The organism is Alkalimonas amylolytica (genome assembly GCF_900107845.1).
GTDB classification, from domain to species: domain Bacteria; phylum Pseudomonadota; class Gammaproteobacteria; order Enterobacterales; family Alteromonadaceae; genus Alkalimonas; species Alkalimonas amylolytica.
This window is the reverse complement of record NZ_FNRM01000002.1, coordinates 469,457-493,814: the sequence shown is the minus strand read 5'-3', so window position 1 is coordinate 493,814 and position 24,358 is coordinate 469,457. Positions and strand designations below refer to the sequence as shown.

Genomic DNA, 24,358 nt, shown 5'->3' with positions numbered 1-24,358 from the left:
TACTCAAAGCACCGATGAGCCATGCATCCCCGTTGATTGAACAGGATATTCTGAGTTATTTGCAGCAGCATGAACGCAAACAGCTGCTGCGCTTTATTACTTGCGGCAGTGTCGATGACGGCAAAAGCACCCTGATTGGCCGCTTGCTGCACGACAGCCAACTGATTTTTGATGACCAGCTGGCAGCTATTACCGCCGATAGCAAGAAAGTCGGCACCCAGGGCGATGCGCTGGATTTGGCGCTGCTGGTGGATGGCTTGCAGGCAGAGCGGGAGCAGGGCATTACCATCGATGTGGCCTACCGTTATTTTTCCACCGATAAGCGCAAGTTTATTATTGCCGATACACCGGGCCATGAGCAGTACACCCGCAACATGGTGACCGGTGCATCCAATTGTGATCTGGCCATTATTCTGGTGGATGCGCGTTATGGCGTACAGGTGCAGACCCGCCGCCACAGTTTTATTTGTTCCTTGCTGGGCATTAAACATGTGATCGTAGCGGTGAATAAAATGGATTTGGTGAACTATTCGCAGGCACGGTACAAAGAAATTCAGCAGGATTACCTGCAGCTGGCAGGCGCACTGGATATTCCGGACATTCGTTTTGTGCCTATTTCGGCGCTAAAGGGCGACAATGTGGTACACCCGAGTAAGGAACTGGGTTGGTTTCGTGGTTCTACCTTAATGACTTATCTGGAGCAGCTGGATGTAAGCAGCAGCGCGACACCGCAGGACTTTCGTTTGCCGGTGCAGTTGGTATGCCGTCCCCATGCCGATTTTCGTGGTTTTCAGGGCCGTATTGTCTCGGGCTCGGTGCGGGTAGGGGATACGCTGCGGGTATTGCCGGCCGGTACCGTGAGCCGGGTGCAATCCATTCTGACCTTCGATGGCGAGCTGGCGGTGGCCGAAGCCCCGCAGTCGGTGACCCTCACGCTGGCGGATGAAGTGGATGTCAGCCGCGGCTGCATGCTGGTGGCGAAAGATGCCTTGCCGCATCAGGCCAGTCGTTTACGTGCCCGTATGGTATGGCTGCACCAGCAGGCACTGGAACCAGGCCGTGAGTACTGGTTTAAGTTTGGCTGCAAGCTGACCAGCGGGCAGGTGGAGACCGTGCACTACCGGGTGGATGTGAACTCGCTGCAGGAAACCCCCGCCAGCACCCTGGGCTTGAATGAAATTGGCCAGCTGGATGTGCAGTTGTCTGAAACCGTGGTGTTTGATGCCTATGCCAGCAACAAGCAGACCGGTGCTTTTATTGTGATCGATCGTTTAAACAACCAAACTGTTGGGGCGGGCATGGTGGAGTCGGCATTGCTGCAGCCGGATGAGCCGCAACAGCACACCAGGCTGGTGGCGCTGTCGCCGTTCGAGCAAGAGGTGATTGCCCTGCTGCGCAAGCACTATCCCGAGCTGCGCAAGCCCACTGCCGCAACGGATAAGTCCTGAGTCCATGAGCATATCAGCCTATGGGCTGCTGGCCTTGATGCTGTTGTTGGTAGCCAGCTTGATCCGCTGGCCACAGCGCGCGGTGACGGCTTTTGGTGTGGTATTGCTGCTGTTGTTGCTAAGCGGTCTGATTGATGCCGCCACCTTGCTGCAAAGTGCCAGCAACCCTGGCCTGGCCAGCCTGGTGCTGCTCCTGCTGATTGCGGTGGCGCTGGAAAAAACCAGTGTGCTACGCCGGCTGTCCCGCTGGTTAATTACTGGCTCAGCCAGGGGCTCGCTGGCACGGGTGCTGGGCTTTTCTGCGTTGTCCTCTTCGATGCTCAATAACACGGCTGTGGTGGCAGCCATGCTAAGCACCATTCAGGCCAATACCCGCCAACCCGCCAGCAAGCTGCTGTTGCCGATGTCGTACGCCGCTATTTTGGGCGGCACCCTGACGCTGATTGGCACCTCCACCAACCTGATTGTGCACAGCATGCTGTTGGACAGAGGCCATGCTGGTTTTGCTTTCTTTGATTTCACGCTGATTGGCCTGGCATTGGTACTGGCCTGTGGTCTGGTACTCTTTGTACTGGCACCCTGGTTACCGGCATTGAGCCAGGCGAAACAGACAGCACCTGCCAGCCTGCTGGAAGCCCGTGTATTGCCGGGCTCTGCACTGGCTGGTAAAACCGTGGAACAGGCCGGTTTGCGCCATTTGCAGGATCTGTTTTTGCTGGCGATTGTCCGCGCTCAGGAGCGGATTTGCCCGGTGGCTCCGCACGATGTGCTGGCGGCAGATGATCGGTTGATGTTCAGTGGCGATGTCCGCCAGGTGCAGCTCTTGTCGCAGTTTGATGGCCTGGTTTTGTACGCTGAGCGAACCGGCTTATCCGCCGATGCCATGACCGAAGTGATGGTCAAGCAGGATGCGGCCATTGTGGGGGATACCTTAAAAAGCGCTGATTTTCGTGCCCGCTTTGATGCCGCTGTGGTTGCTATTCGCCGCGATGGTGTGGCACTGCAAGCACGGCTTGGTGAGATTGAGTTGCAGGGCGGCGATGTGCTGTTGCTGGCCACCGGGCCGGACTTTTCCCGCCGGCACAACCTGGCACGCAACTTCTTTATCCTTTCCGGCCTGCGTCCACACTCGGTGCTCAGTGGCTGGCGTGAGCAGCTGGCCTGGTGGGGCTTTGCGGCCATGGTCGTTGCCACGGCAGTGCTGGGTGTGCCGTTATTTACGGCAGCAGCTACGTTGTTGGCTGCGTTGCTGCTCACCGGTTGCCTGAGTGCGGCTGAGATAAAGCGGCGTTTCCCGACAGACATTTGGCTGATTGTGACAGCGGCGCTTTGTCTGGCCAGTGCTTTGACGGGCAGCGGACTGGCGAACAACATCAGTGAGCTGGCCGCGCTGCACCTGGGGCAGGGCTCTGCCTGGCTGGCGTTTGCCGGTGTCTTACTGCTAACCTATTTGTTGACGGAGCTGATCACCAACAATGCGGCGGCTGCTCTGATGTTTCCGGTGGCGTACAGCCTGGCGCTTGGTATGGGCATCGAGGTGATGCCGATGGCGCTGGCGGTTGCCTTTGCTGCTTCTGCCAGTTTTATCACACCTTATGGCTATCAGACCAATCTGATGGTCTTTAACGCGGGATCGTACCGCCTGCGGCATTTTGTGCTGACTGGCTTGCCGGTAGCTGCGACCTATTTGCTGGTTTGCCTGCTGTTGATCCCGCAGTTGTTTCCTTTTTAAAGCGAATAGAGGCTTTGTATGCAAACGAATCTGGTATGGCATCCGACAGCGGTTCAGAGCCGGGAGCGCCGGGACCTTTATGGACATCATCCCTGCCTGTTGTGGTATACCGGTTTATCAGCGTCAGGTAAATCAAGCATTGCCAATGCAGTAGACCGTATATTGTTTGAACGCGGCTGCGCTACCTATTTGTTGGATGGTGATAATGTGCGCCATGGCCTCAATGCAGATTTGGGCTTTGATCCTGACTCGCGCAGTGAGAATATTCGTCGTGTGGGCGAAGTGGCCGCTTTGATGCTGGATGCTGGTCTTATTGTCGGATGTGCCTTTATTTCACCCTATGCGGCTGAGCGTCAGCGTGTCCGCGCTTTGGCCAAGGGGTACTTTGTGGAAGTTTATGTCGATACGCCGCTGGAACTTTGTGAGCAGCGCGATCCCAAAGGCATGTACCGACGGGCCAGGGCTGGTGACATTGCTGATTTTACCGGCATCAGTGCGCCCTACGAAGCGCCCGGCGCACCGGAAATTCATCTGCAGACAGCGTCGTTAGCCATTGATGAGGCTGCCGCTCGAGTGGTGCAGTGGCTGGAGCAGCATCAGCTAATTCCTGCTATTGAAACCGAATAGGGCCTTGGAACCTTCGGGGTAAGAGCCCGACGTGTGTTTGTATAAGTTGCCATAGCACCGTAATAGGTGCATTCCAGGAGTTTAAATGCAATTGATTGCCCACCGTGGTTTTGCTGGCCTGATGCCGGAAAACAGCCTGGCTGCTTTTCAGTTTGCCCTGCAGCAGCCTGGCTGTGTAGGGGTTGAGTGCGATCTGCGCCTCACCGCCGATGGAGCCCTGGTGCTGCATCACGATGGCCGGTTGAACCGGGGCTTTTGCCGCCACCAAGACGGCGATTGGCTGTCTGAGCAAGGCCCAACGCCGGCCATTCATCAGCTAAATTACAACGAACTGCAGCAGTACCGCATTGGTGAGCAAAAGCCGGGCAGCTTGTATGCGAATGCGCATCCATTGAAGGCCGATATTGCCGAGGCGCGTATTCCCTTGTTTCGTGAGCTGCTGGCACTGTGCCGGCAGCGGGCTGATTTTTTGTGCGTGGCCGAGCTAAAAACGCCGGTGCCAGAGCGTGAGGCGCAGGCCTGGTTGCCTTTGGCGCGCAAGGCTTTGGCGGAGATTGCGAACGAGCAAGCCGCAGCGCACACCGTGTTTTGCAGTTTTCATTGGGATGCATTGAACTGGCTGGGCCAGCACAGCAGCTGTCCGCGCTGGTACACCACCCACCCATTGCCCTGGCTTGGGCTGATGCCAGCCAATCCGCATACCCCGGAGCCCTCCCTTCGCCGGCAACAGATCCTGACTGAGGCGGCGAAGCTTGGCGGTGGGCTTTGGCCGGTGGCCCATCATCCAAAGCAGTATCCGGGATCGGCTGCAGAGCGGTTGGCGGCGGCGATTGCCAAACAGGGGGGCCGCGGCTGGTTTATGCACTATAGCGATGTGAATGAGCAGACCGTGGCTGCCTGTAAGGCGGCCGGAATTTTGCTTTGCGCCTGGTCTGGCGGTGTGGTACCACAACCCGTGATACTGCGTTTGCAGCACTGGGGTGTGGCTTATTTTTGTGGCGATGATGTGGGTGCTGCGGGGCGTTGAGCGCCCCTTAGTGTAAGCACAATGCTGTGCATTGCGTGTTGGTCACTGCTTAGCGGTAAACAATATCGGCGTCATCGCCTTCGCCGCCTTCACGCCCATCTGCGCCAAGGCTCTTCAGACTGTACTGATTGTTGCTGATGCGCTGATACACATAGGGGTTATCCCAGGGATCCAGCGGTACTTCGCGTGGCAGGTAAGGACCATCCCAGTTGCGGGCATCGGAGCGCAGCAATTCATCCAGCCGCTCCGGGTAGCGGCCAACGTCGAGCCGGTAGGCATCCAGCGAGGTAGCCAGCATCTGCATCTGGGTTTCTGCGGTATTGCGCTTGGATGAGTCGACTTTCGAGAACATCGCAGGCGCGACCAGGGACGCCAACAAGCCTAAAATGACCATCACTATCAATAACTCAATCAGGGTAAAGCCCGATCGGACACCATGGTTACGCATAAAATAGACCTTATCTCAACAACAATGCGGGTATTTTACATGAATCCTGTGCTATCGTAACCCCCGCTTTAGCTTGCTGCCGTTTGTTTATTCTGCCAGCGGGCAAAGAGGGTGTTCGTCTTTTTTGTTGAGGTTGTTTTGAGCTTGGATCCTGATCTGGCGTCTTCTGAATACGAGTTTCTGCACTCGGGTATCTCACTGCCACGCATCGAGCTGCTGCGCCTGCCTGATTTGAAGGGCTTGCGTGTATTGCATCTGATGTGTGGTGATGGCCTGTTGTGCGGCTTTGCCCATTTTTCAGGTGCATCCCGGGTGCTGGGGACTGATCCTTCGGCCGGGTGCATCACCCAGGCGCAAGCCAGCTATCCGGACTGTGAGTTTCGCCAGCAAGCACTGCAACAACTGCCGGATGAACATTTTGATGTGATTGTGCTGTCATCCCTGCATCATGCCAGTGGCAAAAAGCAATTTATTCAGCAGTTGATGCAGCGTCTTAGCAGCTCCGGGGTGTTGGTGCTGGAGCAGGGGATCGCTGCGGGTCGGCGGCGCTGGAGCACACTGAATATCGCTGGGCAGGCATTTCGCTTTCCAAGCCAAAAAGGCCTGGAGACTTTGCTCAGACCATATGCCTGGAAGTTGCAGGGGACGGGGTTTATCCGCTCTTCCGATCCAGTCAGACGTTTTGTCGTGCATGTGCAAAATCTGAGGCCCTATGCCTACTTGTTGTTGCAACCGCCAGGTTTTGGCAAGACCACACTGGCACGACAGGCTTTCTCGCCATCGCGGGCAGTGCTGATTTCCGGTGACTTGCTGTACAGCAAGGTGGCTCGCGGCCGGTTGCAGGCACCTGAGGCGTTATCGGCTTTGATTTGTGCCCGCTATCAGGAGTATCAGTTTGCCGGCGAAACCAAGCGCCAGTACGATTGGGCCGATGTGACACAGCGTATTATCAGTGCCGGTTTATTGCCTGAGTTGGTTGATTTCTGGCTGGCCGAACATGGCGTGACCGATTGCGTGATCGACTCCTTTATCCCGGCAGAACATCACCAGACTGTGCAAGAACTATTGCAACAACGTGGCTTTGTCGCTGTATTGATGCACTGGCAGGTAGAGCAAACACAGCTCAATGTAGCCGATGGGCGTGAGCAACTCCTGCAGTTTCAACAAACACGGCAGGGCATGAGTCCTACCCCTCGCTTGAAGCTCTTGCAACGGCTTTTACAAAGGCTAAAACTTAAGAGTTGAGAAAGTAATGTTGAGTGATGAATGTTGAATGTTGGGTTTTAGTGGGAATTCTTTTCTTTTTTTTGCAGCTCTGCCTTGTTGATCTATAATGTACCTACAATATCTTATTTGGGGGTACATGTATGCCGGTGACTACAGTAACCAGTCGGGAGTTTAATCATGATGCAGCGGCTGCCAAGCGGGCCGCAAAGTCAGGGCCTGTGCATATTACCAACCGTGGTGAGTTGGAGGCGGTGCTGTTATCTGCAGAGGACTATCACAAACTAACCGCTAAAGTTGAGCATATTACTGATTTATTGACCTATCCTGCTGTGGCTGAAATTGATTTTGAGCTGGTTCGGAGCAAAGACAAAGCAAGAGAAGTGCATTTCTGATGTATTTGCTGGATACCAACGTCATTTCTGAACTACGCAAATCGGGCACAGACCGGCTTGATCCCTATGTCAGGCAGTGGGCGCAAACGGTTGCAGCGGACGATCTTTTTATATCAGTGGTTACGTTGACTGAGTTGGAGATTGGTGTGTTGTCATTAGAACGCAAAGATCCAACTCAGGGAGCGCATCTACGAACCTGGCTGGACCACTATGTAAAAGTGCATTTTCATGGTCGGATACTGGATATAACGGCAGCTGTGGCATTGCAGTTTGCCAAAATGAATGTACCTGATCGCGTTGCTGTGATGGATGGCCTGATTGCTGCTACGGCTCAGGTGCATAACATGATGGTTGTTACCCGAAATGTGGCTGATTTTAGTGGGGTGGCTGCGGTTAATCCTTTTCAATGTCAATTATGAATGTTGGATTGTGAATGTTGAATGTTGAATGTTGAATTTTGAATTGTGAATGTTGAATTGTGAATTAAGAGCTGGCTTGGCTGCTTTTGACTATTTTTGTGAGGATTTTTATTAGCGTTCGCTTTGCGAAAGCCCAGTCAATTGTCAAGGATCTGTTCATAAATTAAGCCTCTATTTCGACTTGCTTGAGATTTGGGTATAGAATGTTGGAAAAGGATTGGCAGCCAGAGGTAATCAAAATGTACGCAGTTGAGTTTGAAACTGATATTCAGGGAGGGATTATCCGCATTCCAGAAGAATATCGCAGATTGCAAAACAAGCACGCAAAGGTTGTTATTCTGATTCAAGAAAACACTGTTGATGTGGAGCTTCAGGCTATTTCAAATCACTCTGCAGGCACGGTTGAGGAATGGAGGGATGCTGAAGAGGATGAGGCATGGAATTAAAGCAAGGAGAGCTGGTACTTTGTAAGTTTTATTTCTCTGACTTGCAAGAAAGCAAGTTAAGACCTGTCATCGTTTTTAAAGACAACTTGCCATTTGATGACTTTGTTGGCATTCCCGTCAGTAGCAAAATTGGTGTACTTCATGGAGATGAATCTTTGATTGAGCAAGCCGACTTTTCGTCAGGGTCTTTGCCAAAAAGCTCTAAAGTTATGGTTAGAAAAACTTTTGTCATTTCAAAGCAGGTCGTTATCAAGTCTTATGGTGCGTTAAATCAAAAACGATTTCAGCAACTACAGCTGGACTTCTGTCGCTACTTTGGTTGCGATTGTTTAGCCAAAACAGCTGGCTAGGGTTCTGAGTTTTTTTGAATTTTGAATTGTGAATGTTGAATTGTGAATTAAGAGCTGGCTTGGCTGCTTTTGACTATTTTTGTGAGGATTTTTATTAGCGCTTTGCTTTGTGCAAGCAAACTGAGTACATGAGTTTTGAGTTTTGAGTTTTGAGTTTTGAGTTTTGAGTTTTGAGTTTTGAGTGTTTAGTTTTTGGTGGTGAATTATTGGTTGCTGATGTTTCATTTATGATCTATAAATAGTGCTTTGTATTGAGTTGATGGGGCTTTGGATGCCGGTTGAGTCAAGCAGGGTGCTGAGCAAGTCTTTTGATTTTGCTGTTCGGGTTGTTAAGCTTTATCAGTTCTTGACCAAAGAACACAAAGAATATGTCCTCTCTAAGCAGCTGCTTCGCTGCGGTACTTCCATCGGTGCGAACATCAACGAGGCTCAGGCCGGTCACTCGAGAGCGGATTTATCGCCAAAATGAGTATAGCCAGTAAAGAGTCCAGAGAAACCAAATACTGGTTGGAACTCTTGTGTGTAACCGGCTACCTCGATAACAAACAACCACACGTAGCAAGCTTGTTAGAGCAAACCGATGATCTCGTTAAGCTATTGACCAAAATAGTAAAAACCAGCCAAGCCAACTCAAAACCAAACTAAACACTTAAAACTCAACACTCAAAACCAAAAAAGGCAGACAGGATGTCGACAACCACCAGCTTCCCCAGCTTCCTCCACCACGGCGCAGTAGACGGCGTAACAGGCTCATGCCATCAGTACCAGCTGCGGGATGATTACAGTGTGCTGATCGATTGTGGCTTGTTCCAGGGCGATGAAGCCGGGCCGGGCGGTTCGGCCAGCGAGCCATCGATTGACTTTCCGCTTGCTGGGATCCGCGCTTTGCTGGTTACCCATGTGCATATTGATCATGTCGGGCGGATTCCGTACTTACTGGCCGCCGGTTTTCGCGGCCCTATCTTCTGCACTAAAGCGTCGGCCTTGCTGTTGCCTCTGGTGCTCGAAGATGCACTGAAAGTGGGCGTGACCCGCGACCAGGCTCTGATTGAAACTTTTTTATCCTTATTGCAGCAGCAAATTGTGGCGGTGGATTACAAAACCTGGTTGGATTTGCCTGTGGCTGAGGGGATGCAGGTACAGTGCCGCTTTCAGGTAGCGGGCCATATTCTGGGCTCGGCTTATGTGGAGATCCGCCATCGCACAGTGCCAGCCAGGCGCTGGTTTACCACGGTGTTTTCCGGAGATTTAGGTGCGCCTTATACGCCCTTATTGCCGGCACCTAAGCCGCCTGTTGGAGCCGATATTGTGGTGATTGAGAGCACCTATGGCGATAAAAACCACGAGAACCGTAAAGCACGGACCAAGCGATTAAAAAAAGCGCTGCTGCACTCGTTGCAGGATAATGGCACGGTGATTTTCCCGGCCTTTAGCATTGGCCGTACGCAGGAGTTGCTGTACGAGCTGGAAAGCTTAATCCACCGATTAAAAGGCCAGTCTATTCATCAGCATTTACGCTGGGATGAATTAAAGGTCATAGTCGACTCCCCCTTGGCGGCTCGTTTTACCAGTGCTTACCGCCAACTTAAAGACAGCTGGGATGATGAGGCCAAAGCCAAGGTGATTGCGGGACGGCACCCGCTGAGCTTTGCACAGTTAATTACGGTGGACTCGGCTGCTGAGCATCTGCAGTTGGTACAGCGGCTCACCCAGACCAGGATGCCGGCCATCGTGATTGCTGCCAGCGGTATGTGTCAGGGCGGCCGGGTGGTTAATTACTTAAAGCAGATGTTGCCGGATCCGGTGCATCAGGTGATCTTCGTCGGTTATCAGGCACGCGGCACACTGGGGGCGCAATTGCAGCGTTTTGGCAACAAAGCAGGTGCCTACGTCACCATCGATGGTGAACGGGTTGCGCTCAGGGCGGAAATTTTATCCCTGGGGGGATACTCTGCCCATGCCGATCAGCAAGGCTTATTGAATTTTGTTTGTCGTATGCGGCGCAAGCCGAAGCAGGTGCGGATTGTGCATGGCGATCCGGATGCGAAGCAAGCGTTGCAACAGCAGTTTACAGCGCGGGGTATTGCGGCTGTGGTGGCAAAGTAAGCGAAGTCGTTGCGGGTTGATTACCTGGAGCCGGAAATTTGCTAAGCTACCCAGTCTTTACTAAAAAAGTAGTCTATGGCTGATAAGCGCACTTTTCGCCGACGTGATTTTGTCAAGCTGCTGGGGCTGGTTGCCGCTGCGGCAGCTTTGCCCTATGTGGCCGGTAAAGTTCGCCAGCCGGTGTTTTGGGGCAATCCCTTTCAGTTGGGGGTAGCCAGTGGCTCACCGGATGCAACTGGCTTTGTGCTCTGGACCCGTTTGCATAGTGAGCAATTGACGGATGATGATGTGCTGGTGGAGTGGGAGCTGCTTGATGCGGATGAGCCTGCCAAGGTGGTGCGGCAAGGACAGGCGGTGGCGCTGGCAGCGCTGGCGCACTCCGTTCATGTCGAACTGGATGGGCTTAAAGCGGATCACTGGTACCATTATCGTTTTCGGGTAGCGGGATATCAAAGCCGGCTCGGTAAGGCCAGAACACTTCCCGCCACCGGGCAAGCACTGAGCAGCTTTAGGTTGGCGTATGCATCCTGCCAGCGCTATGAGGATGGCTATTACACGGCCTACCGGCATATGCGTGAGCAGCAGCCGGATCTGGTGTGCTTTGTCGGCGATTACATCTATGAGTACCGCAGCCGGGCTGGAGCGCCCAGGCCACACAGTTTAAGGCGTATTCGGACTCTTGATGACTACCGTGCTCGTTATGCGCTTTATAAGTCCGATCCGGACTTGCAGGCGATGCATGCCGCTTGCCCCTGGTTGGTGACCTGGGATGATCACGAGGTAGAGAACAATTATTTTGGCCAACAGTCGACCGAGGGCCGCGGCGATATATCCAGGTTGCGTGCCGCGGCTTATCAGGCGTTCTATGAGCATATGCCACTTCGCTCCGACAGCCTGATTGCCGGTATTGAAGGCTTATTAAAACATGGCTCCTTGCAGCTGTATCAGACATTGGCTGTCGGCAATCTGGCAAGGCTTTATTTGCTCGATAATCGTCAGTACCGGGCGGCACCCTATTGTGGTGACTCACCTTCGGATGGGGTGGCGGCTGTCTGTGCAGCAGCAGAACCTTACCGCTCTATGCTCGGTGAGGCGCAGGAAGGCTGGCTGGAACAGGCGATGCTCTCTGAGCAGGCACAGCAGGCCCGCTGGCATTTGGTGGTGCAGCAAACCCGCTTTACGCCGGCCAATTACCATGCCGGAGCCTTGCGACATATGAACCGTGATAGCTGGGATGGTTACCCACAGGCCAGAGCCAGGCTGTTGCAGTTGTTTGAGCAAAGCAGCCATGACAACCTTATGGTGCTGGGTGGTGATATTCACCAGAATTGGGTTGCCAAAGTGCATGCGGAGCCTTACAACAACGAGTCGAAAGTGGTGGCCACCGAGTTTACCGGCACCAGCATCAGTTCACGCAGCAATGCAACAGCTGCCGGCATGCGTCGGCATCTGAACCGTAATCCACATCTGCTGTATGCCAATGCCGAGTATCGCGGCTATGGCCTGGTAACGATTCAACACAGCAAAACTGACGTGACCCTCTTTGCCGTTGAAGAGAGTACTAAACCGGACTCAGTGGTGTCGGTATTGGCCAGTTTTTCGGTGCCAGCCGGAAAGCCAGCAGAGTTAAGGCAATTGAGCTAACCGAATGAAATGACAGGACAGACCATGGGAAAACATATTGCAGTTTTAGGTGGTGGTAGCTTTGGTACCGTAATAGCCAATATCATGGCTGCCAATGGCCATCCGGTTCGTTTGTGGTTGCGGGATCAGCATCGGGCTGATGCGATGAATCAGAGCAAAGAAAATACCCGCTATTTACCCGGTTATGCTTTGTCTGACAATCTGGTTGCAGGTACCGATTTAGAGTGGGCTGTGCAGGGCGCTGAAGCTGTCTTTGTTTCCATTCCCAGCAGCAACTTTCGTCAGGTTGCTGAGCAAGCCAAAGCCTTTGTGGTACCATCGCAGCTACTGATCAGCACCACCAAAGGGGTCGAGGCCAGCACCTTTGCCCTGATGAGCGATATTTTAACCGAGCTGTTTCCGCACAACCCCATTGGCGTGCTAAGCGGGCCTAATCTGGCTAAGGAAATTGCCGCGGGTCATATCACTGCATCCGTTATTGCCAGCAAAAATGACGCTTTATGCCAGCGTGTGCAGCAGATTTTATGCAGCAAAACCTTCCGGGCTTATGCCAGTGACGATGTGTTTGGCGTAGAGCTGGGTGGCACTTTGAAAAACATTTATGCCATTGCTTCGGGTTTGAGTGCGGCCCTTGGGGTGGGTGAGAATACCCGCAGCATGCTGATTACCCGCAGCCTGGCCGAGATGAGCCGCTTTGCCGTCGCGGAAGGGGCCAATCCGATGACCTTTTTAGGCCTGTCGGGCATTGGTGATTTGATTGTAACCTGCTCGTCACCGCTCAGCCGCAATTACCGGGTGGGCTTTGCGCTTGGTCAGGGTAAAAGCCTGGCAACGGCTGTGGAGGAGCTTGGTGAAGTGGCTGAAGGGGTCAATACCTTAAAGCAGGTGCGGCAGCAGGCCATTGAAAAAGATATTTATATGCCTTTGGTGATGGGGCTATACGAAGTGGTCTTTAATCAGGCTCCAGTCCGCGAAGTGATTGCCGGTATGATGAGCAATCAGCCGAATGTGGATGTAGAGTTTAGTGCTTCGAATTGATGCTTGCTTCCTGACACGGATTGGTTGATGACAATAACGAAAGAGCTACTGGCAAAACTGACAGCAACCCACTTGTTTGAACCTGACTGGTATGGCCAACAAGCAGGGTTGATGTTTGTGGATGCCGCTGCTGCCTGGCAGCATTATGACGGACAGGGTTGGCGGCAACAGCTGGAGCCCAGTCGTTATTTTTCCACAGCCTGGTATCTTCAGCAGTACCCGGATGTGGCCACTTCCGGGGGTAACCCCATGCTGCATTATCTGCAATTTGGCATCCACGAAGGGCGCAAGCCCAGGCCAGAGCTGCGGCATGTCAGCTTGGATGCCAGTGATCAGGCGTTCATGCAGGGAGACCACGAAGCTGCCGGAAACTTGTTGCAGCAGGTGCCACGGCAAGATGCCGAACTGCAACTTGCTTGCCGGTTTCGCCAGGCTCGTTTGCTGTTTTACCGTGCTGATTATGACCGCTGCCTGGAGGTATGCCGACAGTTGCTGGCTGAAATCAATCGTTATGTTTACCCTGAGTGGGTCACGGAGCTGTGCCGCTACCAGCTGTTTTGCCTTACTGAGCAGGGCAACTACGCAGGGGCCCGCCAGATGGTGATGCACCAGTTTGACCAGCTGCAGCACTGGTCGGTTGGGGTAGAGCTTTACCGTTTTGCGATTGATGATCGCAAAGCATTGGCAGGCTACTGGCAGCTGCTGAAATCTTTTATCAAAAAAGGCAATGAACAGGCGGCCCAGGCGCTGTTCTTGTATGCTATTGCTGCCCGCAAAATTAAGGCTTACCCCGAGGCCCGGCGTGCTTTAACTCAACGCTATCATGCAATGCTGACCCACCCGGATCGGTTTAAAAAATCTGTGGCGGCAGAAAGCCCAATCGACTGGCAGCAAAAAGCGCAGCTTGCCTTGTCGTGTTTGCAGCAGGATTTTCAGCGCATGGGCCAGCAGTTCTTTCTGATTAGCGGTACCCTGCTTGGCTGTATTCGCGAAGGCGGTATTCTGAGCCATGATAAAGACATTGATGTGGGGGTAATGGACCATGTACCGCTTGATCGCCTGGCTCAGGGGCTGCGGCAAAGTGGCCGCTTTTTAGTGCAGCACAGTGCGCATGATAAAGTACTGCAGGTACGCCACGCCAATGGGGTACTGATTGATATTTTTACCCACTGGTTGCAGGGGGGGTTATTGCACCACAGTGGTCAGAAAACCGCTTGGACCAATACACCTTTTAGCCTGACAGAAACGGAGTTTCTTGGTGGGCGCTATGCCATTCCGGCTGAGCCTGAGCGGTACCTGGAGGAAAACTACGGCGACTGGCGCACTCCAAAAACAGAGTACGACACCTTCAGTGATACGCCCAATATGTATGTCACCAATCCGGATGAATTGCACTGTTATTATCTGCGGATGCTGCCAGAGTATTATGTCGCTGGCAAAAGTGTGCAGTACCGTAACTTGTTTGCTGCTTGCAAACAGCGCTTTCCGATCCCCTGGCGTTTGCGCTTTCGTCACTGGCTTAGCCTGCGCCAGCCGTGGGAGCCAGAGTAATGTTGGATGCAATGCGTGCCTTGTTTGATGCCGCCTGGTACCTGCAAGCCAACCCGGATGTTGCTGCTGCCGGTATGGATCCCTGGCAGCACTTTTGCCGCTTTGGTCATACCGAAGGGCGCTTACCCTGCCACCTGCAAGCGGCTGAGCTGGAGCAACACCTGTGGTTTCAAACCGACGACAAAGCAAAACTCAGGTTGGAGCAATTACTGCAGGCAGACAGTACTCCGGAGCAAGCTTTTGCTGCCTGGGCTCTGGCTCGTTGGCATGGCAGTTACCAGCGTTGGCCGCAGGTGCTGGAGGTTTTGCAGCCCTGGTTAAACAATGCATGGCGTCAGGCTTTGCCTGGTCACCATGGCTGTTGGCTTCTTTTGGTGCGCGCTTTGCAGCAGTGCGGTGAGCAAGAGCAAGCACTTACGCGCATTGGGCAGGCGATTGCTGAGCTCGGTGAGCTGCCGGATTTGTTGCTGGCCAGAGCATCTTTGCATAGCGATACGGCCAAATTGCAGGATATCAACCGGGTATTTCGGCAGGCTGGTTTGGCAGAGCTGCTGCCAGTGCCAACCTTGCAGCTGGATCAGCTTCAGACAACACCGGTAGCTGCTCAGCAGCGCAGTGGCTGGCATCGCTACCTGCCTGCCCGCTTGCCTTTGGTTTCGGTGATTATCCCTTGTTTTAATGCGGCGCAAACTTTAGCCACAGCGCTGCGTAGCCTGCAGGCTCAAAGTTGGCCGGCGCTTGAAATTCTGGTGGTTGATGATGCTTCCACCGACAACTCTACTGTGGTGGCTGAGCAATTTGCAGCTGGCGATCGGCGCATCCGTATACTGCGCCAGCCCGAAAATCAGGGCGCCTATGCTGCCCGCAACGCAGGGCTGGCACAAGCGCGCGGCCGTTTTATCACCACCCACGACAGTGATGACTGGTCGCATCCACAAAAGATTGAACAACAGGTGCGGACACTTGAAGCCAACCCTAAAGCCATGGCGTCTATCTCGCATTGGGTACGCACTTTGCCTGAGCTGGTGTTTGAGCGTTGGCGGCCAGAGCCGGGTTGGATCTACCGCAATACCTCATCGTTATTGTTTCGGCGCCAGGTGGTGAAAAGCATCGGTTTTTGGGATCGGGTGTCGGTGAATGCCGATACCGAGTATCTGGAACGCATCCAGGCGGTGTTTGGTTCGCGCGCTCTTGTCGATGTATTGCCTAGTATCCCTTTGTCGTTTGGCCGCAGCGATGTTGCCTCCTTAACACAGCAAAGTGCGACCCATTTGCGCACTCAGTTTGTCGGCTTACGCCAGCGTTATCTGGCATCAGCGCGGCAATGGCATCAAACGGCAAGCAGTGCAAAAGCCTTGTATCTGCCGCAGCTGCCACAGCAGCGGCCTTTTGCGGTGCCTGCGCGTATGTGTCGGGGAACGGCTAAGCAACGAGCACATCGTCAGCTGCAGTTGCTGCGACAAAGTGAGCTGTTTGAGCCCGAGTGGTATGTGACGACGTATCACGATGTTGCCAAAGCGGGCATGGATCCTGGCCTGCACTATCTGCACTATGGCGGCCAGGAAAACCGGGATCCCGGGCCGAACTTCAGCAGCAGTGGCTATCGTTTGCAACAGCGTATTGCAGCCAACCTTAACCCACTGATCCATTATCTGGAAAGTCTGGAACAGGAAGCCTGCCCGCAAGACTATGGTTGCGTGCAGTTAGTGGGGGAGCATGCCATCTGGCCCGGGCGCCCCTGGTTGCTGATCGCTGCTCATGCAGCTGGGCCTGAACTCTATGGCGCTGAGCGCAGTCTGCTGGATGTGTTAAAAGCGCTACAGTCTTTGCAACTGAATGTGCTGGTAACACTACCCGGTGTGCGATCGCAGAGTTACTTAGTGCAACTACAGGCAGTGACACAGCAGCTGGCGGTATTGCCTTATCGTTGGTGGTACCGGGGGCGTCAGGAGTGTGAACAGACCATTGGTCGCTTTAAAACCCTGATGCAGCAGTACAAGCCGGAACTGTGCTATTGCAATACCCTGGTGTTGTCCGAGCCTTTGCATGCTGCACGCCAGTTACTGATCCCGGGCATTGTGCATGTGCGGGAATTGCCCGGCGCTGATGAAGCACTGTGCATGGAGCTGGGCGCGGATGCCAGCCAGATCCGTAGCCATGTGTTGGCGCTGGCCGATGGCTTTATCGCCAACTCCAGGGCCAGTGCAGATTTTTTGACAGCTCCAGAGCGGACCAGGGTGATAGCCAATGTGGTGGATGCAGAGCGCTTTGCACAGATCCCGCAACGAGCTGGGGATTTGCCACTGCGGCTTGGTATGATCAGCAGCAATTTGCCGAAAAAAGGGCTGCAGGATTTTATTCGGCTTAGCCAATTGCTGGCGGCAAAGCAGTTGCCTGTTGAGTGTTGGCTGATTGGGCCGGATAACGACCATACCGCCCAGTTAAAAGCGGAACACGCTGCAGGCCGTCTCCCGGCTTCGTTGCATTTTGCCGGTTATGCTGCATCGCCCGAAGAAGCGCTGGCGCCGCTGGATATGGTGGTGAATTTGTCGCACTTTCAGGAGTCTTTTGGCCGTACCGTGCTCGAAGCTATGGCCGCCGGACGTGCGGTGCTGTGTTATCGCTGGGGCGCTTTACCCGAGCTGGTACAGCACGAACATACCGGCTTGCTGGCAGATTTTGGTGATATTGAGGCGATGGCAACGGCTGCTGAGCGGCTGGTGGTGGATAAACCGCTCCGGCAGCGTTTGATTGCAAACGCTTATCAGCAGGTGACGTCCGCTTATAGTGCAGCAGCCCTCCAGCAACAATTGGCACACTGGCTTGTTGCTCAGGGCATCACCCAACAGGAAGAATTATGACGCAAACTGCGGTCAGCATGCTAAGAGGTGCGGTTTGTCGGGTGCACGCTGCCAGCTGGCAACCGGCGACTGAGAGCTGGCTTGGGGATAGCTCAAGCCGGATTGAATTGAGTGGTCAGCTGGCCGGACGCTGGCTGGCGTTGTCAGGATCTATCCAGGTGCTGGATGGTTCTGCTGAGTTGCAGCTGTGTTTTTTAACACCGGCTGGTGTCGTGCAGCTGCCAGTTCCTACCAGCTTAAAAGGTACTTTGGCTGAAGTGTTTTGTATTCCAGCCGGCACCAGCCAGGCCTGGCTTCAGCCGTTAACCCAGCCGGGACGCTTTGTGCTGGACGAGCTGCAATGGCGAACACTTAGTTTTTGGCAATACCAATGGCGTTTATGGCGACGCATTGCTTTGTTTTGCTGGCGCACCGCCAAACCTAAGCGCCGGCAGGCCGGGATTGATTGGCAGCTGGCGTGGCGTGCGCCTGCTGAGTGTTACCGCCGTATTGGCCAGTTACGCGCCTGTGCGCCAGAAATGGATTATCGGGAATGGCAGCAGCGCTTTGAGTGTCTGACCGCCAGGCAACTGAAAACGGTTCAGCAGCGTTTGCCTGCGCTGCTTGGTAAGCATCGGTTAACCTTGGTAATCGTTGGCCAGAAAGGAACGAGTGAAGCCTGCTGGCAAAGGTCGTTAACCAGCATTGAACAGAGCTTGGGCCTAAATGCGGTGGCAGTGTCCAGCTTGCATTGTTTGTTGCTGGCTACTGGTCCGGAGAAGGACGCACCTTGCCGTTTACCACGACAACCATGCAGCCCAGACAACTTTCAGCAGCACCTTGCTGCGTTGGACCCGGGCCAGCCGGTGTTGATTATGCCTGTCGGTGTTGTGTTGGCACCCATAGCGCTGTGTTGGTGGCTGGAGGTATTTGATGCGTCTGCATCCGGCTGGATCTATAGCGATCATGATCAGCTCGATGACAATGGTCAGCGGACAACTCCGCATTTTAAACCCGATTGGAGCCTGGAGCTGGCACGCTGCAGCCATTATATTGGTGATACTTTGTTGGTGAAGGCTGGCGTTTTGCGGCAATCCGGTTGGCCGGTTGCGAATGGGCAGGGACAGCCTCCATCCATGCAGCAATTGGTGTTGCAGCTGGCAGAGCTGCCGGACTGCAGCGTTGCACATATCCCGGCCATTTTATGGCATCAATCCAGCCAGGCCGCAGGTGCTATGTCAGAGCTAAGAGCTGATGTAGTCGAACAGCATTTACATCGTCAGGGCATTGCTGCCCGGGTGGAGCCAAACGTACATGGCTATCTGGATATTCACTACGCTCCAGCAAGCCCGGCACCTTTGGTGTCGGTGGTGATTCCAACTCGCGATATGCTGCATCTGCTGGAACCCTGTGTGGAAAGTGTACTGAACAGGTCCGATTATCCTGCGGTTGAAGTCTTGATTGTCGATAATCAAAGCTGTGAGCCGGCTACTTTAGACTATTTTACCAGGATCGTACAGGACGCCCGGGTGCGGGTGCTGCGTTACGATAAGCCTTTCAATTATTCGGCCATTAATAACTTTGCGGTGCAGCAGGCACGGGGAGAGCTAATCTGTCTGCTGAACAATGATACCGAGGTGATTCGCCCTGATTGGTTGTCGCAAATGGCAGGGCAGTTAACTCAACCCGGTGTAGGTATTGTCGGTGCTCGTTTGTTGTTTGCTGATGAACGTGTGCAGCATGCCGGCGATGTCATTGGGGTGGGCGGTTGTGCCAGCCATCTGCATTTCCGTTTACCTGCCAGTGCGCCTGGTTACATGGGGCGGGCAGTGCTGTCACAGGATCTATCGGCGGTGACCGCCGCATGTTTACTAACCTGGCGTGCACTCTACCTGGAGTTGGGCGGATTAAATGAAACTGAGCTGACGGTTGCTTTTAACGATGTGGATTACTGCTTAAAAGTGCGTGAAGCTGGGTGGCGGGTACTGTATACCCCGTTGGCGCTATTGTATCATTACGAGTCGGTATCGCGAGGCAAAGACGATAACCCGGTTAAACAACAAAGGGCTGCTTTGGAAGCGGCCTATATGCGTGCGCGTTGGGCTCGGCAGATGCAAGGCGATCCCTTTTATAATCCAAATTTAAATGGTACTGCGGCCGATTTTCGCTTAAGTGCCGCTCCACGGGTATCCAAGCCATGGCAGCCTTGAAACTCAGTCGTATTTTTGTGGTGGAAGAGCGTTCTAATCCGTCTACGGATTTTTTTGTCGCGCCAGAATTGAAGCAAAGTGAGCTGGATGTTGAGCATTTTGGGCTGAACCAGTTACCGCAACTGGTGGCCGGTGAGCAGGTTGCGGTGGTTTTTGTTCGCTATATCAGCAAGCTCTGGCAGCGCTGGATCCGGTTGCATGCCAACCAGGTGCAACGTCTGATCTATTTTATGGATGATGATCTCTTTGATCTATCAGCATTTAATGGCTTGCCCTGGCGTTACCGTTACAAGCTCGCCCGGATGGCCTATACCCGAAAAAAGTGGTTGCAACAAAGCCAGGCCGAACTCTGGGTGTCCACGCCCTACTTGCAGCAAAAGTATCTGGCGTGGCGGCCGCGTTTGGTTCAGGCCTGTCTGCCACCAGCCACTACACAGCAACTGACTCTGTTTTATCACGGCTCTGCGTCTCATCGCCATGAAATCGATTGGCTTAGGCCGGTGGTTGAAGAGGTATTCAGGGCGGAAGCTGGTGTCAGTTTTGAAATCATTGGTGGTGCAGAGGTAAATGTGATGTACCGGGGGCTGGCACGGGTGCATGTGCTGCATCCGATGAGCTGGCCGGCTTACCAGGCGCTGTTGTCCCGGGGGCAGCGTGATATTGGCTTAGCGCCTTTGCTCGGTGGGCGTTTTAACCAGGCACGATCCTACACCAAGTTTTTTGATATTACCCGGGCGGGTGCTGTGGGGATTTATAGCGAAGGCAGTATTTACAGTGAAGTTGTCAGTCATGGTGAGAATGGTTTGTTGCTGCCAAACCTGCCTCAAGTCTGGGCCGATACGGTGGTAGACCTGGTCCGTAAACCTGACTATCGTCAGCAATTGCACCAACAGGCGGTTCGATCATCCAGCCAGTTGGAACGTGTGGTGTGGGACGAATAATGCCAGCATTTTCTGTGGAGCAGTTATCCGCTAAAAGCAGACTGTTGACCTTGTCGCCGGTATTGGCAAAGTTGCCTTATTTATCGCAGTTTTTACAGGGGGCTGCTGTGCATCGGACGGGCCGGCTTCACGTTCGATCCGTTTCGGCAGATGCGGTCCTGGTCTGGGGCAAGAAACCATCGGCAGTCAAAGGCGAGCGTTATGCTGTCAGGCACAAGTTGCCTATCATGCGACTGGAAGATGGCTTTTTGCGCTCGCTTGGGCTGGGCTTGCATAGCCCGCCTTATTCTGTAGTACTGGATGATGAGGGGATTTATTACGATGCCTCTGGTCCATCGCGGCTGGAGCGTTTGATTCAGCAACCGCTATCCAAAACGCAGGCTAAGCGTGCCAGTGCTTTGATGCACGCATGGCAGCAGGGCAGGGTATCTAAGTACAACCATAACCGTGACTTGCTAAAACTGCCTGCAGTGCCTTTTGTGCTGGTGGTTGATCAAACCTATGGTGATGCGTCCATTCGTTTTGGCCTGGCCGATGCTGAGCGCTTTTGGCAGATGCTGGACGCTGCCTTGAGGCAGTATCCGAATCATCCTATTGTGCTGAAAGTGCACCCGGATGTACTGACAGGTAAAAAGCGGGGACATTTCGATGCCTTAGAGCAGCGCTTGTCTGCAACGGATAGGGCCCGGGTGCAATTGCTGGCAGAAGATGCACACCCAGCCAGTTTGCTGCAGGCAGCCACTGCCGTTTTTTGTGTCACCTCGCAAATGGGGTTTGAGGCTTTGCTTTGGCAGAAGCCCGTGTACACCTTCGGCATGCCCTTTTATGCCGGCTGGGGGTTAACAGTGGACGCTATGCCGGCACCGAAGCGACGCTGTGCTATCTCGTTGCAGCAGTTGATCCATGCTGCTTTAATTGATTATCCCCGTTATCTTGATCCGGAAACGTCACAAGCTTGTGAAGTGGAGACTTTGCTGGATTGGTTGGCGTTGCAGCGCGCTCAGCGCGAGCGCTTTCCACGGTCGTTGCAGGCTTTACGCATGCCTCGCTGGAAAAAGCCTGTGCTCAGGCAGTTTTTGCAGGGCAGCCAATTGAGCTTTATTGCGCAGGCAGCTGAACGTGATGCCAATCAGCCTCTGGTTGTTTGGGGAGTAAAGAGTAGCCAGCAGCTGGCGGCACCATTGCTGCATGTGGAAGATGGTTTTATTCGCTCGGTTGGCCTGGGTGCTGATTTGATTCGACCTGCTTCCTGGGTGTTGGATGATGAAGGCATCTATTACGATGCAACCCGTCCGTCGGCTCTGGAGACCATGCTGCGTGAGCAAGACTTTTCTGCCGGGTTGCAGGCAAGAGCACAGCAACTGATTGCTATTTTGCTGCAAAGTAAGGTCACCAAGTACAATCAGGGGCAAAGTTGTTGGCAACGCCCTGACGGACAGCTGCGGGTGATTTTAATTCCGGGCCAGGTCGAGTCCGATGCGTCCATTCAATTGGGGTCACCGGTGCTGAAAACGAATCTGGCATTGATTGAAGCGGTCAGAGCTGCCAACCCGGATGCCTGGCTGGTGTATAAGCCACATCCTGATGTGCAGGCAGGGCTTAGGGTTGCAGGCAGCGCTGAACAACAAGCCGGCATGGTTTGCAACGAGGTGGTCCTTGCTGAAGATATGGCGCATTTACTGACACAAGTGGATGAGGTGCATACCCTAACCTCATTAACCGGTTTTGAAGCATTGCTGCGTCAGCGGAAAGTGGTGTGCTATGGCCAGCCATTTTACGCAGGCTGGGGCCTGACAGAAGACAAGTATCCACCTGCCCGCCGGGGGCGGCAGCGCAGTTTAGCGGAGTTGGTGGCCGCTGCATTGATCCTCTATCCGTGCTATCTGAGCCATCGGACCGATGCCTATGCCACGCCGGAATTGGTGATTGCCCAGATGCAGCAGCAACGCCAGCAACGTGGCGATGCCGCCCCCTGGTGGCGTGTATTGCTTCGTAAATTGATTTCATTGAATAAATTTTAGGAGTAGCTGCAGTTGACGCTTTGGCAAGCTGTGATAAAACGAAGCCTGGATCTGCTATTGGCCCTGCTGGGTCTGTTGCTGCTGGGCTGGTTACTTCTGCTGTGCTGGCTGATTGCCAGCATTGAAACCCGCAGCAATGGTATGTTTGCTCAGCAGCGTATTGGCCGTTTCGGCAGGCCATTTCGGGTGTATAAGATTAAAACCATGTTTGATGCCAGCGGTGAACGCAGCTCCATTACCGCCCATTGCCAGCAAGCGATTACCAGAAGTGGTCGCTTGTTTCGCCGGTTAAAATTGGATGAGCTACCGCAGCTATGGAATGTGCTGTGGGGACAAATGAGCTTCGTAGGCCCAAGGCCTGATGTACCGGGTTATGCCGATTGTCTGCAGGGCGAGGAGCGGTTAATTTTACAACTTCGCCCAGGCATAACAGGGCCTGCATCGATCAAATACCGCAACGAAGAGGCCTTGCTGGCTGCAGCCAGTGATGCCAAAGCATTCAATGATGGGGTGATTTGGCCGGATAAAGTGCGTATTAATCTGGCCTATTATCATCATTACAGTGTCTGGCGTGATCTGGGATACTTGCTGGCTACCTTGGTGCCATCATTCGCCAGCCGACTAGAACGTAGGAGCCCGCCATGCTGAACACCGAATTAGCTCCCTGGCCATGCTATTCAGAAGAAGAAGCAGAAGCCGTGAAGCAAGTGTTGCTATCTAACCGGGTGAATTACTGGACCGGAGAGCAAACCCGCTTGTTTGAGCAAGAGTTTGCCGCTTTTGCCGACTGCCGTTATGCCGTGGCTGTGGCCAATGGGACTTTGGCGCTGGATGCTGCCTTACAAGCCTTACAGCTGGGCCCCGGCGATGAAGTGATTGTGCCACCTCGTACTTTTATCGCAACGGTGTCGGCGGTGGTGAATGCGGGGGCCACGCCGGTATTTGCTGATGTGGATTTGAACACCCAGGCACTTTGCGCTGAGACAATCGCACCTTGTCTGACTACAAAAACCAAAGCCATTGTGGTGGTGCATCTGGCCGGTATGCCTGCGGAGATGGATGCGATCATGGCGCTGGCGAATCAACATGGTTTGTGGGTAATTGAGGATTGTGCCCAGGCGCATGGAGCTCGTTATCATGGCCGTTCGGTTGGCTCACTGGGCCATATAGCTGCATGGTCATTTTGTCAGGATAAAATTATGACCACGGGTGGTGAAGGCGGGATGGTTACCACCAATGATGAAACCTTGTGGCAGCGGATCTGGTCATTAAAGGATCATGGTAAAAGCTATGATGCAGTTTATCATCAGCAACATCCGCCGGGGTTTCGCTGGTTGCACCACAGTTTTGGCCATAATTGGCGGATGATGGAAGTGCAGGCGGTCATAGGCCGTATTCAGTTACAGCGAATGCCAGCATGGAGTGCCAGACGTCGGCAATTGGCAGCACAACTGGATGCCGTCGCCGCCGATTTCCCAGTGCTACGCCGGGTTTTGGTACCCGAAGGTGTGGTACATGCGCAGTACAAGCATTACTTTTTTATCCGGCACGAATGCTTGGCTGCCGGCTGGAGCAGGGATAGCATCTGTCAGCAGTTGATGGCGAAGGGGGTTCCCTGTTATCAGGGAAGTTGCGGTGAAGTTTACCTGGAGCAGGCTTTTGAAAACACCACTTTTCGGCCAGCAATGCGATTGCCACAAGCCAAAGAACTGAGTGAGACCAGCTTGATGTTATTGGTTCACCCTAGTATCACAGAACACCAAATGGAACTTTGCTGTAACCAATTGGCAGAGGTTTTGCAACGGGTGGGACAGCCTTGTTAACTCAGGAAGCACGCTGCTCTGGCCTACACGTGTAAAGCTTAATTAATACGTGTGAATGCGCTATACTG

At 53.6% G+C, this 24,358-nt stretch carries 20 protein-coding genes and 1 pseudogene; 20 read left to right on the top strand and 1 reads right to left on the bottom strand.

Annotated features, from left to right (window positions below; translation table 11 throughout):
• The first annotated feature begins 14 nt into the window (after positions 1–14).
• From cysN to BLW37_RS05680, 4 genes are all read left to right on the top strand, one after another.
• Positions 15–1,448: a sulfate adenylyltransferase subunit CysN gene (gene cysN, locus BLW37_RS05695; protein ID WP_091340841.1), complete on the top strand. Its 1,434-nt coding sequence runs from the start codon at positions 15–17 to the stop codon at positions 1,446–1,448.
• 4 nt (positions 1,449–1,452) lie between these two features.
• Complete coding sequence (locus BLW37_RS05690; RefSeq protein WP_091340839.1) at positions 1,453–3,180, top strand: SLC13 family permease; 1,728 nt, start codon at positions 1,453–1,455, stop codon at positions 3,178–3,180.
• A gap of 18 nt (positions 3,181–3,198) precedes the next feature.
• Positions 3,199–3,807, top strand: coding sequence for an adenylyl-sulfate kinase (gene cysC / locus BLW37_RS05685; protein ID WP_091340837.1), 609 nt, complete (start codon positions 3,199–3,201; stop codon positions 3,805–3,807).
• 85 nt (positions 3,808–3,892) lie between these two features.
• Positions 3,893–4,834 carry a glycerophosphodiester phosphodiesterase gene (locus tag BLW37_RS05680; protein ID WP_091340835.1) on the top strand — a complete coding sequence of 314 codons (942 nt, stop codon included), beginning with the start codon at positions 3,893–3,895 and terminating at the stop codon, positions 4,832–4,834.
• A gap of 49 nt (positions 4,835–4,883) precedes the next feature.
• On the opposite strand, the gene gspG is transcribed toward BLW37_RS05680, so the two are convergent.
• Positions 4,884–5,282: a type II secretion system major pseudopilin GspG gene (gene gspG / locus BLW37_RS05675; RefSeq protein WP_091340833.1), complete on the bottom strand. Its 399-nt coding sequence runs from the start codon at positions 5,280–5,282 to the stop codon at positions 4,884–4,886.
• A 138-nt stretch (positions 5,283–5,420) separates the two neighbouring features.
• Here gspG and BLW37_RS05670 point away from each other — a divergent pair, with 138 nt between their 5' ends.
• The 16 genes and pseudogenes from BLW37_RS05670 to BLW37_RS05595 all read left to right on the top strand — a co-directional run bounded on the left by BLW37_RS05670 (position 5,421) and on the right by BLW37_RS05595 (position 24,290).
• A complete protein-coding gene (locus BLW37_RS05670; protein WP_139243662.1) occupies positions 5,421–6,527 on the top strand; it encodes a class I SAM-dependent methyltransferase in 1,107 nt (368 codons plus the stop codon).
• A 122-nt stretch (positions 6,528–6,649) separates the two neighbouring features.
• Complete coding sequence (locus BLW37_RS05665; protein WP_091340829.1) at positions 6,650–6,901, top strand: type II toxin-antitoxin system prevent-host-death family antitoxin; 252 nt, start codon at positions 6,650–6,652, stop codon at positions 6,899–6,901.
• The gene (locus BLW37_RS05660; protein WP_091340827.1) at positions 6,901–7,320 is read left to right on the top strand and encodes a type II toxin-antitoxin system VapC family toxin; all 420 of its coding nucleotides are present in this window, start codon (positions 6,901–6,903) and stop codon (positions 7,318–7,320) included. Before BLW37_RS05665 ends, BLW37_RS05660 begins: the two co-directional genes overlap by 1 nt.
• A 203-nt stretch (positions 7,321–7,523) precedes the next feature.
• Entirely contained in the window at positions 7,524–7,766 is a 243-nt protein-coding gene (locus BLW37_RS05655; RefSeq protein ID WP_245785626.1) for a hypothetical protein, read from the top strand.
• Positions 7,757–8,116 carry a type II toxin-antitoxin system PemK/MazF family toxin gene (locus BLW37_RS05650; protein ID WP_091340825.1) on the top strand — a complete coding sequence of 120 codons (360 nt, stop codon included), beginning with the start codon at positions 7,757–7,759 and terminating at the stop codon, positions 8,114–8,116. Before BLW37_RS05655 ends, BLW37_RS05650 begins: the two co-directional genes overlap by 10 nt.
• A gap of 259 nt (positions 8,117–8,375) precedes the next feature.
• Positions 8,376–8,761 (top strand): annotated as a pseudogene (locus tag BLW37_RS19015) (four helix bundle protein).
• Between the two features lie 42 nt (positions 8,762–8,803).
• On the top strand, positions 8,804–10,222 hold the full coding sequence (locus BLW37_RS05640) for an MBL fold metallo-hydrolase RNA specificity domain-containing protein (protein ID WP_091340824.1): 1,419 nt from the start codon (positions 8,804–8,806) through the stop codon (positions 10,220–10,222).
• 75 nt (positions 10,223–10,297) lie between these two features.
• On the top strand, positions 10,298–11,866 hold the full coding sequence (locus BLW37_RS05635; protein WP_091340822.1) for an alkaline phosphatase D family protein: 1,569 nt from the start codon (positions 10,298–10,300) through the stop codon (positions 11,864–11,866).
• A 24-nt stretch (positions 11,867–11,890) separates the two neighbouring features.
• The gene (locus BLW37_RS05630; protein ID WP_091340820.1) at positions 11,891–12,904 is read left to right on the top strand and encodes an NAD(P)H-dependent glycerol-3-phosphate dehydrogenase; all 1,014 of its coding nucleotides are present in this window, start codon (positions 11,891–11,893) and stop codon (positions 12,902–12,904) included.
• 27 nt (positions 12,905–12,931) lie between these two features.
• A complete protein-coding gene (locus BLW37_RS05625) occupies positions 12,932–14,455 on the top strand; it encodes a hypothetical protein (protein WP_091340819.1) in 1,524 nt (507 codons plus the stop codon).
• Positions 14,455–17,316, top strand: a complete 2,862-nt coding sequence (locus BLW37_RS05620) for a glycosyltransferase (protein WP_091340817.1) — start codon at positions 14,455–14,457, stop codon at positions 17,314–17,316. The genes BLW37_RS05625 and BLW37_RS05620 overlap by 1 nt, the downstream gene beginning before the upstream one ends.
• Positions 17,313–19,505 (top strand): glycosyltransferase family 2 protein, encoded by a 2,193-nt coding sequence (locus tag BLW37_RS05615; RefSeq protein WP_091340815.1) that lies wholly within the window; start codon positions 17,313–17,315, stop codon positions 19,503–19,505. The genes BLW37_RS05620 and BLW37_RS05615 overlap by 4 nt, the downstream gene beginning before the upstream one ends.
• Positions 19,493–20,446 carry a glycosyltransferase family protein gene (locus tag BLW37_RS05610; protein ID WP_216351822.1) on the top strand — a complete coding sequence of 318 codons (954 nt, stop codon included), beginning with the start codon at positions 19,493–19,495 and terminating at the stop codon, positions 20,444–20,446. Before BLW37_RS05615 ends, BLW37_RS05610 begins: the two co-directional genes overlap by 13 nt.
• Positions 20,446–22,467, top strand: a complete 2,022-nt coding sequence (locus BLW37_RS05605; RefSeq protein WP_245785625.1) for a capsular polysaccharide biosynthesis protein — start codon at positions 20,446–20,448, stop codon at positions 22,465–22,467. The genes BLW37_RS05610 and BLW37_RS05605 overlap by 1 nt, the downstream gene beginning before the upstream one ends.
• 12 nt (positions 22,468–22,479) lie before the next feature.
• Positions 22,480–23,115 (top strand): sugar transferase, encoded by a 636-nt coding sequence (locus tag BLW37_RS05600; protein WP_091340813.1) that lies wholly within the window; start codon positions 22,480–22,482, stop codon positions 23,113–23,115.
• A complete protein-coding gene (locus BLW37_RS05595; protein WP_091340812.1) occupies positions 23,109–24,290 on the top strand; it encodes a DegT/DnrJ/EryC1/StrS family aminotransferase in 1,182 nt (393 codons plus the stop codon). The genes BLW37_RS05600 and BLW37_RS05595 overlap by 7 nt, the downstream gene beginning before the upstream one ends.
• Positions 24,291–24,358: the final 68 nt, after the last annotated feature.